This window comes from Allokutzneria multivorans, assembly GCF_039537405.1.
GTDB lineage: Bacteria > Actinomycetota > Actinomycetes > Mycobacteriales > Pseudonocardiaceae > Allokutzneria > Allokutzneria multivorans.
In genome coordinates this window covers 38,454-53,259 of record NZ_BAABAL010000007.1, presented here as the reverse complement: position 1 = coordinate 53,259, position 14,806 = coordinate 38,454, and the positions used below count along the sequence as shown (strand labels likewise).

General features: G+C 70.8%; 13 protein-coding genes. 4 read left to right on the top strand and 9 right to left on the bottom strand.

Going from position 1 to position 14,806, the window contains the following annotated elements; all coding sequences use genetic code 11:
- Positions 1–67: 67 nt before the first annotated feature.
- Both ABD798_RS12695 and ABD798_RS12690 read left to right on the top strand, forming a co-directional pair.
- Entirely contained in the window at positions 68–499 is a 432-nt protein-coding gene (locus ABD798_RS12695; RefSeq protein ID WP_344874128.1) for an Hsp20/alpha crystallin family protein, read from the top strand.
- Between the two features lie 302 nt (positions 500–801).
- Positions 802–3,156 (top strand): ATP-binding protein, encoded by a 2,355-nt coding sequence (locus tag ABD798_RS12690; protein ID WP_344874126.1) that lies wholly within the window; start codon positions 802–804, stop codon positions 3,154–3,156.
- Positions 3,157–3,296: 140 nt separating this feature from the next.
- Here ABD798_RS12690 and ABD798_RS12685 read toward each other — a convergent pair whose 3' ends face one another.
- From ABD798_RS12685 to ABD798_RS12660, 6 genes are all read right to left on the bottom strand, one after another.
- A complete protein-coding gene (locus tag ABD798_RS12685; RefSeq protein WP_344874124.1) occupies positions 3,297–4,736 on the bottom strand; it encodes an FAD-binding protein in 1,440 nt (479 codons plus the stop codon).
- Between the two features lie 623 nt (positions 4,737–5,359).
- A complete protein-coding gene (locus tag ABD798_RS12680; RefSeq protein ID WP_344874122.1) occupies positions 5,360–6,367 on the bottom strand; it encodes a sugar phosphate isomerase/epimerase family protein in 1,008 nt (335 codons plus the stop codon).
- Positions 6,367–7,530, bottom strand: a complete 1,164-nt coding sequence (locus ABD798_RS12675; protein ID WP_344874120.1) for a Gfo/Idh/MocA family protein — start codon at positions 7,528–7,530, stop codon at positions 6,367–6,369. Before ABD798_RS12675 ends, ABD798_RS12680 begins: the two co-directional genes overlap by 1 nt.
- Positions 7,530–8,564: a substrate-binding domain-containing protein gene (locus ABD798_RS12670; RefSeq protein WP_344874118.1), complete on the bottom strand. Its 1,035-nt coding sequence runs from the start codon at positions 8,562–8,564 to the stop codon at positions 7,530–7,532. The genes ABD798_RS12675 and ABD798_RS12670 overlap by 1 nt, the downstream gene beginning before the upstream one ends.
- The gene (locus ABD798_RS12665; RefSeq protein WP_344874116.1) at positions 8,554–9,522 is read right to left on the bottom strand and encodes an ABC transporter permease; all 969 of its coding nucleotides are present in this window, start codon (positions 9,520–9,522) and stop codon (positions 8,554–8,556) included. The genes ABD798_RS12670 and ABD798_RS12665 overlap by 11 nt, the downstream gene beginning before the upstream one ends.
- A complete protein-coding gene (locus ABD798_RS12660; protein ID WP_344874114.1) occupies positions 9,519–11,051 on the bottom strand; it encodes a sugar ABC transporter ATP-binding protein in 1,533 nt (510 codons plus the stop codon). The genes ABD798_RS12665 and ABD798_RS12660 overlap by 4 nt, the downstream gene beginning before the upstream one ends.
- A 108-nt stretch (positions 11,052–11,159) precedes the next feature.
- Here ABD798_RS12660 and ABD798_RS12655 point away from each other — a divergent pair, with 108 nt between their 5' ends.
- Together ABD798_RS12655 and ABD798_RS12650 are read left to right on the top strand one after the other, a co-directional pair.
- Positions 11,160–12,314, top strand: a complete 1,155-nt coding sequence (locus ABD798_RS12655) for an ROK family protein (protein WP_344874112.1) — start codon at positions 11,160–11,162, stop codon at positions 12,312–12,314.
- 240 nt (positions 12,315–12,554) lie between these two features.
- Positions 12,555–12,965 carry an Imm1 family immunity protein gene (locus ABD798_RS12650; RefSeq protein WP_344874110.1) on the top strand — a complete coding sequence of 137 codons (411 nt, stop codon included), beginning with the start codon at positions 12,555–12,557 and terminating at the stop codon, positions 12,963–12,965.
- A gap of 78 nt (positions 12,966–13,043) precedes the next feature.
- Here ABD798_RS12650 and ABD798_RS12645 read toward each other — a convergent pair whose 3' ends face one another.
- The 3 genes from ABD798_RS12645 to ABD798_RS12635 are packed head-to-tail and all read right to left on the bottom strand — an operon-like array spanning position 13,044 to position 14,667.
- On the bottom strand, positions 13,044–13,397 hold the full coding sequence (locus ABD798_RS12645; protein ID WP_344874108.1) for an NUDIX hydrolase: 354 nt from the start codon (positions 13,395–13,397) through the stop codon (positions 13,044–13,046).
- Positions 13,394–14,215 carry a hypothetical protein gene (locus ABD798_RS12640; RefSeq protein WP_344874106.1) on the bottom strand — a complete coding sequence of 274 codons (822 nt, stop codon included), beginning with the start codon at positions 14,213–14,215 and terminating at the stop codon, positions 13,394–13,396. Before ABD798_RS12640 ends, ABD798_RS12645 begins: the two co-directional genes overlap by 4 nt.
- An 11-nt stretch (positions 14,216–14,226) precedes the next feature.
- Positions 14,227–14,667, bottom strand: coding sequence for a glycine-rich domain-containing protein (locus ABD798_RS12635; protein ID WP_344874104.1), 441 nt, complete (start codon positions 14,665–14,667; stop codon positions 14,227–14,229).
- Between the last annotated feature and the right edge of the window lie 139 nt (positions 14,668–14,806).

Here is a 14,806-nt window from a genome sequence, read left to right as displayed (position 1 = left end):
CGTTTCGACGACATGTTAGAACAGTGGTGCGCGTTGACACCAGACGAGAACAACAGGAGGTGGAGCGATGTTGATGCGCACCGACGCGTTCCGGGAGTTCGACCGGCTCGCCCAGCAGGTGATCACGGGAACGTGGTCGCGCCCGGCCACCATGCCGATGGACGCCTACCGCGAGGGCGAGGAGTTCGTGGTCGCCTTCGACCTGCCCGGGGTCAGCCCCGAGGCGATCGAGCTGAGCGTGGAGCGCAACGTGCTGACGGTCAAGGCGGAGCGTCGTCCCGCGACGGGCGGGGACAAGGTCGAGATGCAGGTGGCGGAGCGCCCGCTCGGCGTCTTCTCCCGCCAGCTCTTCCTCGGCGACGCCCTGGACGCCGACCGCATCGACGCCAGCTACGACGCGGGTGTGCTGACCCTGCGCATCCCCGTCGCGGAGAAGGCGAAGCCGCGCCGCATCGAGGTCGCCACCGGCGCCCGCGCGCCCCGGCAGATCAACGCCTGACCCCTCGCGTCCCTCCCCCGGCAGTGGTCCCGGCGGGCAGGCCCCCAGCCTGCCGGGACCGCTCTCCCGCGCACCGCGGAGGACTGGCGCGGGCGTCTAGAATTCGTCTGTGACCGCCCTGTGGGTCACCCGTCTGCGTGATCCGCCGCGCCACGCCCCGCCGGATGGCCCGGAGGGACCGGCAACCGCCGGACATGCTCTAGTTTGCTCGCGGGCGCGCACCGGCCCGAACACCACAGCCGTCACGACAGCGAGGAAGCGATGACCTGCTGGGCCATGGACGCCCCGGACGTGGTCGGCACGTGAGCCGCCTGCGCCAGCGCGGGGTACCGGCCGCGGTCAACAGCTTCGTGGGTCGCGCGGAGATCCTGTCCGAGGTCCGGGAGAAGCTCGCGGGCAGCGCCCGCCTGGTCACCATCGCCGGGACGGCCGGGGTCGGCAAGACGCGGCTGGCCGAGGAGGTCGCCCGCACCGAGGTCGACTCCGGCGCCTACCCCGACGGCGTGCACCTGCTGCGGCTGGGCGACCTCGCCGACCCGGACCTGCTCGCCCAGACCGTCGCCAGCGAGCTGGGTCTGCGCGACCAGTCCACGCGCTCCTCGCTGGACCTGCTGATCGAGCACCTGCAGACCCGGGACATGTTGCTGGTGCTGGACAACTGCGAGCACCTGGCCGACTCCGCCGCCGAACTGGTCGGCACCCTGCTGCTGTCCTCGCCGAAGCTGCGCGTGCTGGCCACCAGCAGGCAGTGGCTGGACCTGGCCGCCGAGCACGTGATCGCGCTCAAACCGCTGCCCTTCCCGGACATGCAGCTGGAGCACCCGGTGGACTCCCTCGCCGACTACGACGCGGTGCGGCTGCTCATCGACCGCGCCGACGCCGACGGGGTGGCCATCGACCGCGACACCATCGTCGACGCGGCCAAGCTCTGCCAGCGGCTGGACGGCATCCCGCTGGCCATCGAACTGGCCGCGCGCCTGCTCATCGCCCAGTCGCTGCCGGAGGTGCTCAACCGGCTGGAGGAGCTGACCCCGCGCGCGGCGGGCGGCACCCGGCTGGCCCGCAACCGGCGGCGCACCCTGGAGGACGCGCTCAGCCTGAGCTACAGCCTGTGCCAGCCGGACGAGAAGCGGCTGTGGGCGCGGATCTCGGTCTTCGCGGGTGGCTTCGACTGGCTGGCCGCCGAGGAGGTGTGCATCGGCGAGGGCATCCAGCGCGACGACATCCTGCCGCTGCTGGCCGACCTCATCCGCAAGTCGATCATCACCACCGAGATGCAGGACGGCAGGACCCGCTACCGGGTGCTCGACTCCGTCCGGCAGTTCGGCGCGCGGCGGCTGGCCGAGTCCAACGAGGAGGGCACGCTGCGCCAGCGCCACCTCGACCACTACCGGGGGCTGGCCGCCGAGCACGCCCGCGAGTGGTTCTGCGAGCGCGAGGTCGAGCTGCTCATCCGGTCCTGGCGCGAGCTGCCGAACCTGCGCGCCGCGATCGACTTCTGCCTGGAGACCCCGGACCAGGTCTACGTCTCCGCCGAGATCGCGATGAACCTGGCCCGGCTGCGCTCCTGGTACTTCACCGGCAGCCTGGGCGATGCCCGCAAGTGGCTGGACAACGCGCTGGTCCGGCAGACCGACGGCGAGGCCAGCACGCTCAGCGTCACCATGCTGTCCCTGGGCGCGTGGATGAGCGTCATCCAGGGCGACCGCACGCGCGCGGACATGCTGATGGGGCGCTGCGACGCGGAGATCGCGGCGCTGCTCGGCGACGACGTCACGCCGAGGCAGCTGGCCGAGCGAGCACCGCCGTCGGTGCTGTGGGCCAAGGGCAGCTACGGCTTCCTCCGCCGCGCGGACCCCCGGTCGCTGGAGGTGCTCATCGCCGCGCGCGACCGCTTCCAGGTGGAGGGCGACCCCGGTGACGCGCACATGGCCGCGCTGTTCCTGGCGATGGGCACGGCCTTCCTCGGCGAGTCCGCGCAGGCGCACGAGGCCAGCGCCGTCGTGCTCGCCGAGGCCGAGGCCGCGGGTGCGGAGTGGGCGATCTCCTGGGCGATGTGGGCGCAGGCGCTGACCGAGCTGATGCACGGTGAGCCGAGCAAGGCGGTGCCGATCTTCCGCGCCTCGCTGAAGCGGCAGTACGCCATCGGCGACCGCTGGGGACCGGTGTGGGGGGTGGAGGCGCTGGGCTGGACCGCGGGCGCGCTCGGCGACCACCGCAGGGCGGCCTGCCTGCTCGGCGCGGCGGCCCGGTTGCAGACCCAGACCGGTGTGACCATCGCCGGGCTCACCCCGTTCGAGGACCGCAGGGCGGTGACCGAGCGCGCGGCGCGCCTGGCGCTCACCCCCGAGGACTACGCGGCGGCCTACAACACGGGGCGGGACAAGGACTTCGACCAGATCGTGGCGATGGCGCTGAGCGAGGACGAGGTCGAGGAGGACACCGTCACGGGCTCGGCGGAGTCGGTGCTGAGCAAGAGCGTGCTGGCCACCGCGCGGCTGATCGCGCAGGGGCTGACCAACAGCGAGATCGCCGCCCGCCGCAACCTCTCGGTGCGCACCATCGAGGACCACGTGAACATCGCCAACGCCCGGCTCCGGGTGAACAACCGCGTCAAGATCGGCAACTGGGTCCGCGAGCACGACCGCCAGCGCTGAGCTGATCCCGGGCCAGCTGACTCCGGGCCAGCTGACTCCGGGCGAGCGGGCCGGGGAACATCGTCAACCACCCCCGACCTCCATCCCCGTGCCAGGTCGGAGGCGGTCGACGACAGCCTGTGCGTTTCGCAGGCGCGCGGCTAGCCGAAGATGCCGACCCCGGTGCCGAGGATGCCCTCGGGGTCGTAGCGCTTCTTCGCGGTGAGCACGTCCAGCCAGCTCACGCCGTAGTGCTCGCGCCAGTCGGCCTGGCCGAACTCCGTGGTGCCGAGCGGGTAGCGCACCCCGCCGAGCGCGCGGGCGTGCTCCCACAGGCGGCGGTTGCGGGTCAGCATCCGCTCGGTGAAGCCGCGTCCCGCCTGCGCGGGCGCCACGGTGAGCAGGTCGAAGAGCCACACCAGCTCGGTGTCCCCTGGCACGCGCAGCCGGGGGCAGCCGAAGGAGCGCGCCAGGTACGGCATGAGCACGACGAAGCCCTGCGGCCCCCACTCCTCGCGGGTCAGGGCGGGCACCACCGTGCCGATGTGCTCCTGCACGGTCTCATCCGGCAGCAGCACGTCGTGCCTGGGCTTGATCCGGTCGTCCCAGCCGCGCTCGCGGAAGTCGTCGATCAGCGTGTCGAACTCGGAGATGTGGTCGAGGTAGGTCTCGTCCACCTCCCTCGGCTCGGCGATCCCGGCCGGCAGCCCGCGCAGCGTGTGCGCGCGCTCCGGTGCGATGCCGTCGTGGAAGACCTGCACGCGCACCTGGTAGAGCGGGGGAGAGGCGGGGGTCGGCGGCACCACGACGGCGAACACGCCGTCGACCTCGTCACGCTCGATCAGCGTCCGCATCGCCGTCAGCGCCGGGCCGGGCTCGACGTAGTGCAGCAGGTAGGTCCGCGCGCGCTCGGGCGCGGGCAGCAGGCGCAGCCGGACCTTGGTGATGATCCCGCACTGGCCGAGCCCGCCGAGCACCGCGTCGAAGAGGTCGGGGCGCAGTCCGGCCGAGCACCACAGCCGCTCGCCGGTCCCGGTGACCACCTCGACGGCCAGCACCTGGTCGACGAGGCCGCCGGAGCGGAAGCCCGCCCCGAAGCCGCCGACGGAGAGCGTGCCGCCGAGGGTGAGCCGGAGGTAACCGGGCAGGGCCTCGGCGCGGCGCCCGCGCTGCGCGGCGAGGTAGGCGACCGAGCGCCAGGACGCGCCCGCGTCGGCCTCCACCCAGCCGGTGGTGATCTGGTGCACCTCGGTCAGCGCGGTCATGTCGATCACGAGTCCGCCCGCGACGAGCGACTGGCCGTTGGTGCTGTGCGCCTCCCCGCGCGCGGTGACCGCGATGTCCATCCGGTGGCAGTAGCGCACCATCGCCTGGACGTCCTCGACGGAGCCGGGGACGAGCACGGCCGAGGGGAGCGCGGTGACGATGTTGCCGGTGTCGCGGCCGTAGCGGGCCAGCGTCGCGGCGTCGGCCAGCAGCCGCCCGGTCAGCTCCGGGAGGGGGGCGAGGCCGGGGGCGTGCGAGTCGACCGTCCACTGCCGACCCGCGCGGTCGAAGCCGGCGATCGGGCGGGGGGTGGTGAGCGTCGTCGCGCGTGTCATGGCCGTTCCTTCCGAGCCTTTCCCCCGTGGTCGCGACCGCCCGCGCGCCGTTTCCGGCTCAGGGCAGGCCGGACCGGCCGAGGCGGTCCTGCAGAGGCGGCTCAGCTTCACAAACGGGCGGCACGGGACACCACCGTGCACACACGGGATCTGCGCACGGGCAGGTGACTTGCTGTACGGGAGAGTGTTCACGCGGTCGCTGCGAGTGACCGCAGTGGACGGTGGACGGCGCACGTGACCTGCCCGGATGAGCCGTCGATCGGGTAGCGCTCCCCGTCCGGACGACACAATGGACAGACACGGTCAGACCCCGCCGCCACACGCCCGGGTGACCCCGCGGCTCCGCCGCCCGAGGGGTTCCGCAGTCTTCAAGACCCACGAACCCCACCCGCACCGGTCGTCAACCGCCCCTAACCCCCGTGGCCGCGTCAGAGGTTAGCCACGGTTGGCCACCGCAGAAGCGGGGGTTGGCCGGTCTTCAAGACCCACGAACCCCCGCCCCAGCGGTCGTCAACGACGGCAAACCTCGTGGGGCCGGGTCGGGGGTGGTTAGCGATGATCGACAGGGGGGTTGGGTGGTCTTGAAGACTGCTCAACCCCCGCCGACGGAGGCGAGGACGGGGCTAGTGGTCGGTGGAGAAGGCGGCGTCGAAGGAGGCGGTGGGCGGGTCGAAGGTCAGTGAGCGGACGAAGCGGACGGCCTCGGCGGCGCCGACCAGGCGGTCCATGCCCGCGTCCTCCCACTCGACCGAGATGGGCCCCGCGTAGCCGATCGCGGTCAGCGTGCGGAAGCAGTCCTCCCACGGCACGTCGCCGTGGCCGGTGGACACGAAGTCCCACCCGCGCCTGGGATCGCTCCACGGCAAGTGCGAGGACAGCCGTCCGTTGCGGCCGTTGCCCACGCGCATCCGGGTGTCCTTGCAGTCCACGTGGTAGATCCGGTCGCGGAAGTCCCACAGGAAGCCGACGGGGTCGATGTCCTGCCACACCATGTGGCTGGGGTCCCAGTTGAGACCGAATGCCTCGCGGTGCTCGATCGCCTCCAGCGCCGCGACGGTCGACCAGTAGTCGTAGGCGATCTCGCCGGGGTGCACCTCGTGGGCGAAGCGCACTCCGACCTCGTCGAAGACGTCCAGGACCGGGTTCCACCGCCGCGCGAAGTCGGTGTAGCCCTCCTCGATCACCGACGCGGGAACCGGCGGGAACATCGCCAGGTACGGCCAGATCGACGAGCCGGTGAAGCCGACGACCGTGTCCACGCCGAGCGCTCGCGCCGCCCGCGCGGTGTCCTTCAGCTCAGCCGCCGCGCGCTGCCGGACCGCCTCGGCCTCGCCGTCGCCCCACACCCGCGCGGGCAGGATCGCCTTGTGCCGGAAGTCGATCGGGCTGTCGCAGACCGCCTGGCCGGTGAGGTGGTTGGAGATCGCGAAGACCTGGAGCCCGTGCCGGTCCAGGACCCGCCTTCGATCGTCCACATAGGACTTGTCGGCGACCGCGCGCTCGACGTCGAAGTGATCGCCGGAGCAGGCGATCTCCAGTCCGTCGTAGCCCCAGGAGGCCGCCAGCGCGCAGACCTCCTCGAAGGGCAGGTCCGCCCACTGGCCGGTGAACAGGGTGATCGCGCGGGGCATCAGCTCGCTCCTACTCGGCTGCCGGGGATGGGGGTCCAGCGGCTCTCGTCGGCCGCGCTCACCTGCACGGCGTCCAGAACCCGTTGTACCCCGAGCCCTTCGGTGAAGCTAGGAGCGGGTTGGCGCGCTTGGGCGATCGCGTCCAGCAGGTCGAGCGCCTGGTGGGTGAACGCGTGCTCGTAGCCGAGCCCGTGCCCCGGCGGCCACCACCCGGCCAGGTAGGGGTGCTCGGGCTCGGTCACCACGATCCTGCGGTACCCGGCCTCGGCGGGCTCGGCGGTGGCGTCGTGCCACCACAGCACGTTCATGTCCTCGAAGTCGAACGCCAGCCCGCCCTCGGTCCCGTTGATCTCCAGCCGGATCGCGTTCTTGCGGCCGGTGGCGAACCGCGTCGCCTCGAAGGTCGCCAGCGCGCCGCCGCTGAGCCTGCCGAGGAACACCGCAGCGTCGTCCACGGTCACCTCACCGAAGCCGTCGCCGGAGGCGAGCGGGCGCTGCCGCACGAAGGTCTCGGTCATCGCGCTCACGCCGGTCACCGACTCGCCGGTCAGGTGCTGGACCAGGTCGATGATGTGCGCGCCGATGTCGCCGAGCGCGCCGGAACCCGCCTTTTCCTTGCGCAGTCGCCACGACAGCGGCGCATCCGCATCGGTCAGCCAGTCCTGGAGGTACTGCGCCCGCACGTGCCGAACGCAGCCGACGCGCCCCTCCCACAGCCACTTCGCGGCCAGCGCGATCGCGGGCACCCTCCGATAAGTGAAGCCGACCGTCGCGTAGACGCCCCTGCTCAGCGCGCGCTCGGCGGCCTCGGCCATCGCCTCGGCCTCGGCGACGGTGTTGGCCAGCGGCTTCTCGCACAGCACGTGCTTGCCCGCATCCAACGCGGCGATCGCGATCTCCGCGTGCGTGTCGCCGGGCGTGCAGATGTCGATCAGGTCGATGTCCTCGCGCGCCACCAGCTCCCGCCAGTCACCGACGACCTCGCCCCAGCCGAAGCGCCTGGCCAGCTCGCCGGCCTTCGCCGTGTCCCGGCCGCACACCACGGCCAGCTCGGGCTCGATCAGCGGGTTGTGGAAGCTGCGGGCGTTGCGCCAGCCCTGCGAGTGCGCCACGCCCATGAAGGCGTAGCCCACCATGCCGACGCGCAGTGCCTTGCCCGGCATCAGGACTCGAATCCGAGCGGGAGGTACTTGTCCACATTGGACGAAGTGACCACCGGCGCGTTGAGCACGATGCGGCGCGGGACCTCGACCTGGAGCAGGTCCGACATCCCCTTCTGCTGCACCAGCAGCCGCGCCAGCCGGATGCCGTCGGCCGCCTGCGTCGGCGGGTAGATCACGGTCGCGGTCATCTGCCCGGCCTTGATCCAGCGCATCGCGTTCGCCGAGCCCGCGCCGCCGATGAAGGAGAACTCCGAGCGCTTGGCGTTGTCGAAGGCGGCCTTCACGCCCACGCCCTGGTCGTCGTCGTGGTTCCAGACGATGTCCAGCTTCGGCGCTGCCTGCAACAGGTTCGCCGCCGCGGCTTCGCCGGACTCCACGGTGAACTGGGCGGCGACCCTGCGGTCCACGGTCTGCTGGCAGCCCTTGAGCGCGTCGGCGAACCCGCGCGAGCGGTCCTGGGTCAGCGGCAGCGCGTCGATGCCCGCGATCTCGGCGATGACCGGGTCGGCGAGCTTCTTGTCCTTGACCAGCTGGCACGCGTAGGTGCCCGCCGAGACACCCATGCCGTAGTTGTCGCCGAGGATCGTGGTGCGCGCGGCGGAGGGGCTGGAGAACTCGCGGTCGACGTTGACCACGGTGATCCCCGCCTGCGTCGCCTTGGTCGCGACGCTGGTCAGCGCCGCGCCGTCGGTCGGGAGCAGCACGATCGCGTCGACCTTGTCGTTGATGAAGGTCTCGATGTGGCTGATCTGCATGCTGGCGTCGTTGGTGCCCTCGGCAACGCGCAGCGTCACGTCGGAGTGCTTCTTCGCCTCCGCCGTGGCGAAGCTGTTGATCGCCGCGAGCCAGCCGTGGTCGGCCGCCGGGCCGGAGAAGCCGATGGTCACCTTCTTGCCCGGTGCGTCGTTCGGGCTCGCGGCGTTGCCGCCACCGGCTCCGGGAGTCGGTGCGTCGGGGGTGTTGGAGGTGCACGCGGTGAGGGCGACACCCGCTACAGCGGCAGCCGTCGCTAACCGGAAAGCCTTACCTGGCATGGGATTCTCCAGCTCTGTTGGCCAGCCGCTGCTGGAGCAGGACCGCGATGACGATGATCACGCCCTTCGCGACTGCCTGCGTCGAGGTGTCGAGGTTGTTGAGGGTGAAGACGTTGGTCAGCGTCGTGAAGATCAGCACGCCGAGCACCGTGCCGACGACGGTGCCGCGACCGCCGCTGAGCAGCGTGCCGCCGATGACCACGGCGGCGATCGCGTCCAGCTCGTAGAGCCCGCCGTGGGTGGAGGTCCCGGTGGTGGTGCGCGCCATCAGCATCACGGCGGCGATCCCGCACGCGAGGCCGAGCAGCACGTACAGCAGCGTGGTGTGCCTGGCGACCTTGAGCCCGGCCAGCCGTGCGGCCTCCGGGTTGCCGCCGATCGCCAGCGTCCGCCTGCCGAAGGTGGTGCGGTTCAACAGCACCCAGCCGCCCGCCGCGACGAGCGCGAACACCAGCACCAGCACGGGAATCCCGAGCACCGAGCCGCCGAAGAACTCGATGAAGCCCTGGTCGCGCACGATCTGCGTGCGGCGGTTGGCGATGATCTCGGCGAGCCCGCGCGCGCCGGCCAGCATCGCCAGCGTCACGATGAACGGCGCGATCTTGCCGTAGGCCACGAGCAGCCCGTTGACCAGGCCGCACCCGGCTCCGACGAGCAGCGCGCAGCCCACCATGACGATCCAGTGGAAGTCCTCGGCCATGGACTGCGTCGCGATGGTCGTCGCCCACACCGAGGACAGCGCCACGATCGCGCCCACCGACAGGTCGATGCCGCCGCCGGTGATCACGAACGTCATGCCGACGCTGACCACGCCGATCACCGAGGCCAGGCGCAGCACGGTGAGCAGGTTGTCCAGGCTCGCGAAGCGCTCGCCCGCCGTCGCCGCGCCGACCACGCACAGCAGCCCGAGCGCGATCACCAGCCCGAGCGTCCGGTTCGACTTCGCCAAGGCGCTCACGCGGCGTCTCCTCGCAGCACGATTCCTCGCAGCACGATGTCCAGCACGTCGTGTTCGGTCAGTTCCGCCGCCGGGGCCGCGTGCAGCACGCGGCCCTCCGCGACCACCAGCACCCGGTCCGCGAGACCGAGCACCTCCTCGATCTCGCTGGACACCACGACCACGGCCACCCCTCGTCGGGCGAGGTCGCGCACCAGCGCGTAGATCTCCGAGCGGGCGCCCACGTCAACGCCTCGCGTCGGTTCGTCCAGCAGCAGTACCCGGCACTCGCGCAGCAACCACCGCGCCAGCACCACCTTCTGCTGGTTGCCGCCCGAGAGCGTGCGGACCTCACGGTCCACATCGGACGGACGAACGTCGAGCGCGCCGACCAGTTCCTCGGCCGCCGCGCGCTCGGCGGCGAAGTCGAGGAAGCCGCCCCGGTCCAGCATCGCCATGGTGATGTTGTGGCTCACCGGGTCGCCGAGCACGAGCGCCTGGCTCTTGCGCTCCTCCGGGCACAGGCCGATCCCCGCCGCGACGGCTGCGGGAACCGAGCCCGGTCGCAGCGGCTCGCCGTCCACGGACACCGTGCCACCGGTGGCTTTCCGGGCTCCGTAAACGGTTTCGACGATCTCCGAGCGGCCCGAGCCCACGAGCCCGGCCAGCCCGACGATCTCGCCCGGCTTCACGTCGAAGCTGACTCCGTTGAAGGCGCCCCTCAGCGCCAGCTCGCGGACTTCGAGCATCGGTTCTGCGTCATCGATTTTGTTGCTGCGCGGGGGAAAGACGTACTCGATGGCGCGTCCGGTCATCATGCGGATGATCTCCGGCGTCGGCGTGCTCTCCACGTCGAGTCCGCCCGCGACCGTGCGGCCGTCCTTGAGGACCGTGACGCGGTCGCCGATCTCGCGGATCTCTTCGAGGCGGTGGGAGATGTAGACGATCGCGACGCCCTGCGCCGTGAGCTCGCGGATGACCGTGAACAGCCGCTCGACCTCGCGTTGGTCGAGCACCGCCGACGGCTCGTCCAGCACCAGCAGGCTCGCGTCGTGGGAGAGAGCGCGGGCCATGCTGACGATCTGCCGCTGCGCCGCCGAGAGCGCGCCCACCTCCGCGCTCGGCGAGATCTCGGCGTGCCCGAGCCGCTCCAGCAGTTCCGTGGTGGCCCGCGCGGTTCGGCCCCGTCGGGTGAAGCCGAACCGCGCGTGCTCGTGACCCAGGTGGATGTTGTCCGCCACCGAGAGGCCGTCCACCAGGTCGAGTTCCTGGGGGAGCGTCGCCACGCCCAGCTCGGTCGCGGCCTGCGGGTCCGCCAGCGCGACGGCCTCGCCACGCCAGCGGATCTCGCCCGCGTCCGGCCGGTGCGCCCCGGCGATGACCTTGATCAGCGTGGACTTGCCCGCCCCGTTCTGGCCCAGCAGGCAGTGCACCTCGCCCGGACGAACCCCCAGATCGACCCCGTCCAGAGCCCGCACACCGGGGAACAGCTTGACGATCCCCCGCATCTCCAACAGCTCCCCGCCAAGGGCTGCTGTGTCCTGAGTCATAGGGCAAGACCGTAGGCAGACTTATGACGAGCGTCAAGCAAAAGTTCTGCATCTATCGTTCGTAAGTCTGACTCTGAGAAACCGAAGCGCCTGTGTTTCACTACGGCCATGGGCGAGTCGATGATCACCGGGGGAGCCGGGGTGCTGCTCCAGCTGATGCGGGACGGCAGGCCGCGCACGCGCGCCGAGCTGACCCAGCTCACCGGTTTGGCCCGGTCCACCGTCGGCGCACGGGTGGACCTGCTGCTGCACAACGGATTGCTCGCCCCGGCGGGGGAGGCGGTCTCCACCGGCGGGCGACCTCCGGCGACCTTCGCGTTCAACCCGTCCGCGGGCGTCGTGCTCGCCGCCGACATCGGCGCCACCCACGCCACCGTCGCCGTCACCGACCTCGCCGCGACCGTCCTGGCACAGCGCGAGGAGTCGATGTCGATCACCCTCGGCCCGCGCGCCGTGCTCGACCGGATGCTCCAGATCGGCGCCGAGCTGCTCGCCGAGACCGGCAACGCCACCGTCGTCGGCACCGGCATCGGCCTGCCCGGCCCCGTCGAGCACTCCACCGGCAAGCCCAACAACCCGCCGATCATGCCCGGCTGGGACGGCTACGACGTCCCCGGGCACGTCGCCGCAGCGCTGGCCGGTCCGGTGCTCGTCGACAACGACGTGAACCTGATGGCGCTCGGCGAGCACGCCGCCGTCTACCCCGACGTCGACCACCTGCTCTTCGTCAAGATCGCCACCGGCATCGGCTCCGGCATCATCACAGGCGGCTCGCTGCACCGCGGCGCTCAGGGCGTCGCGGGCGACCTCGGCCACGTCCAGGCCATGGGCTCCCACGCCGTCGCTTGCCGCTGCGGCAACCTCGGCTGCCTCGAAGCCGTCGCCGCGGGCCCCGCCATCGCCTCCCGCGTCCCCGCCGCCGACGGCTCCGTCGCCTCGTTGATCGCCCTCGTCCGCGCCGGGGATGTGGTGGCCGCCAACGAGGTCCGTGCCGCGGGCCGCAGCATCGGCGAGGTCCTCGCCGCGTGCGTCAGCCTGCTCAACCCCTCCGTCGTCGTCCTCGGCGGTCAACTCGTGAACGCCACCGACAGCCTCCTCGCCGGAGTGCGCGAGGTCGTATACGCCCGCTCACTGCCCCTGGCGACCGGCTCGCTCCAGATCGTCTCCGCCCGCACCGGCGCCCAGGCCGGAGTCCTCGGCGCCGCCACCATGGTGCTCCAGCACGTCCTCGCCCCGGCGCAGGTGGACGCCCGCTTGTCCTGAGCCGCCGGGTTTGTCGGTCTTCAAGACCACCTAACCCCCTCCCCGGCGGTCTTCAACGACAGCAAACCCTTGTCGCTGCTGGGGTTTGGTACGGTTAACGATGATCGAAACGGGGGTTTGGTGGTCTTGAAGACACCGCTACCTCCGGTGCCTTCGCCCGGAGTTCGCGGTGGTAGACCTTCGGACAACGCGTGCGCCGTCTGATGAATCGGGCTTGCTGGGGACGATGGGGAGTAAGCGTTGGAAGCTTGGTACGGCATCGAGGACGACGAGCCGACCGTGATCGAGAACGGTGCGGATCTCGACGCTCTGTTGGATCGCATGGTCGTCGACGGTCAGGGCTTCGACGTGCCCCCGCTGGCCGAGCTGTCCCACCAGGGGCCGGGCGGCTGGCTCGTTTCCTACGTCGGCATCGACCCTCGGCGTGGCAAGGGGTTCATGACCTACGCTGACCCTGCCGGATCGGTGGCCAGCTTCAACGGTTGCGCCGACATCAAGGCCGTGGACTACGACTACATGGGCCACCGACGCCAGATCCCTGCCAGCGCCGAACTTCTCTTGGGGGACGTCCGCAAGGCCGTGCATGAGCTTGTGGCGACAGGCGGACGGCCTGGCTGTGTCGCCTGGCAGGAACACGCCGAAGTGGAGTAGTGCCGTCACCGTCACGGCTCACTTGGCCGGGTCCGCGCGCAGTCGCTCGAACCACGTCGCGATGGAGCGCATGTAGCCCTAGGGCATGTTCAAGCCGCGTACTTCGTCCTCGGTGAACAGGCCGATTTCCTTGTGCTCATGGGAAAGCACGGGCTCGCCACCGTTGGCCGGATGACAGCCGTAGGTCGCGATGAACACGTTCTTCCCGGCAACGGCGATGTAGTACATCCACGTGTCGATGATCGGCCCGGTCGTCACCTTCCACTGCGTCTCTTCGGTGATCTCGCGGGCGACGCACTCCTCCGGGGTTTCACCGGGCTCGATCCGACCGCCCGGTAGCTCCCATTCCTCGCGCTCGTTCTTCAGCAGCAGCACCTTGCCGTCGCGGACCACCACGCCCTTGATCGAGACGGGGTAGGCGAGCTGGCTCATCGAAGTGCCTTCTGGGTCCACAGGCGTGCGCCACGGAGCAGCGCGTCCCAGTGCGGGGCGGGGGATCGTCGTGATCGGTACTCCCACAGGCCGCAGATGGCGACCGCGAACGCCGTGCGGTCGGGGTCGGGCGACGGCTCGTGCCCGGCGATGACGAGGCGGAGGGCGAACAGCTCGTGGTCGACCCACGGCGCGGCGCGGCATGCCCAAGCCCAGTCGATGATCCGAGCCTTCGAGCTGATGAGGATGTTCAGCGGGTGCAGGTCGCTGTGGATCAACGCGTCACCGTCCACCGCGTCGAACGCCACGCGCTCCAGTTCGACGAAGTGGTCGAGCCGTTCTCGTTGCCAGGAAAGGAGATCGTCCGGAGGAGCCGCTCGCAGCCTGGCCCAGGCGGAGACGGCGCGCAGTCGTTCGGAGAGGCTCTGAACGTCGCTCGGCGCTGGGCCGTGAAGCGTGGCCAGCGCATCGGTCACAAGCGGGAGATCGGAGGAGCCGGGGGAGAAGTCGGCGTGGCGCCCAGCGACGTGTTCGTAGCCGAGCAGCAACCAGTCGTCCTCCTCTACTGTCCACAGTAGACGCGGTGCGCAGCCGGGAAGGTGGGGGCTGACGATCACCTCGTTGCGGTGCATCCACGCGCCGCGGCTGCTCTGGCGGATTCCCTTGCAGAACACGAGCCCGGCCGAGGTGTGCAGTGTGGTCGAGAGGTCGGAGCTGCGGCCCGCGGCGGGGGAACGCGCTCCGAGCACCGAGCCGGTGTGCCGCTCAACGGCGTGCCGGACGGAGGCGGGAAGGTGTTCCCAGGCAACGCGGGCCACGGCCGTCCCTCCTACGCGATCTTGTCCGGCGGTGGATCGTCATGACAGCCACCGTGACAACCGGTGCACTGGGCGCTGGCGCTCGCCCACAGGGACGGTTCTACCGTGAAGCCCGCGTCCTGGATCGCTCGGACGGTGCGGTCCAACCCATCGTGAGCGTTGTCGTGCTGGTCGTCGGTGGGCACGTGGTGCAGGAACCGCCCGGCGAGCCGATCGCAGAACTGTTCGTAGTCCTGGGTATGCAGCAAGAACGTGTGCCAGCCGAGGTCGACGCGCGGGCTCGGGGACAGCGGGGTGCCGCTGTTGCGAGCGCAGGCGGCGAGGAACGCGAGGGCGTCGGACATGATCGCCTCGGCTTCGGACAGCGTCGTTCGGTGCTCGATGACGATCCGTCGCGCGAGCCTGTTGAACAGCGGCGGCGCGAGGAGAGAACTGCCTGGAACGGTGGTCATGGTCGACTCCTCCGGTCGTGGCGCGGATGCTGTGATCAGCGTGCGGCGTACCCGGTGACCAGGGAATGTCGTGGCGCTGCAGTTGTGCTGCAGCGATGCTGTAGTCGAGCGTTCACGATGTGCCACGATGGTCGTGGCG

Coding starts and splice junctions, on each gene's coding strand:
- ABD798_RS12685 (WP_344874124.1), bottom strand. CDS start 4,736: ATGACACGCGCGACGACGCTCACCACCCCCCGCCCGATCGCCGGCTTC.
- ABD798_RS12695 (WP_344874128.1), top strand. CDS start 68: ATGTTGATGCGCACCGACGCGTTCCGGGAGTTCGACCGGCTCGCCCAG.
- ABD798_RS12675 (WP_344874120.1), bottom strand. CDS start 7,530: ATGCCGGGCAAGGCACTGCGCGTCGGCATGGTGGGCTACGCCTTCATG.
- ABD798_RS12680 (WP_344874122.1), bottom strand. CDS start 6,367: ATGCCCCGCGCGATCACCCTGTTCACCGGCCAGTGGGCGGACCTGCCC.
- ABD798_RS12670 (WP_344874118.1), bottom strand. CDS start 8,564: ATGCCAGGTAAGGCTTTCCGGTTAGCGACGGCTGCCGCTGTAGCGGGT.
- ABD798_RS12655 (WP_344874112.1), top strand. CDS start 11,160: ATGGGCGAGTCGATGATCACCGGGGGAGCCGGGGTGCTGCTCCAGCTG.
- ABD798_RS12645 (WP_344874108.1), bottom strand. CDS start 13,397: ATGAGCCAGCTCGCCTACCCCGTCTCGATCAAGGGCGTGGTGGTCCGC.
- ABD798_RS12635 (WP_344874104.1), bottom strand. CDS start 14,667: ATGACCACCGTTCCAGGCAGTTCTCTCCTCGCGCCGCCGCTGTTCAAC.
- ABD798_RS12660 (WP_344874114.1), bottom strand. CDS start 11,051: ATGACTCAGGACACAGCAGCCCTTGGCGGGGAGCTGTTGGAGATGCGG.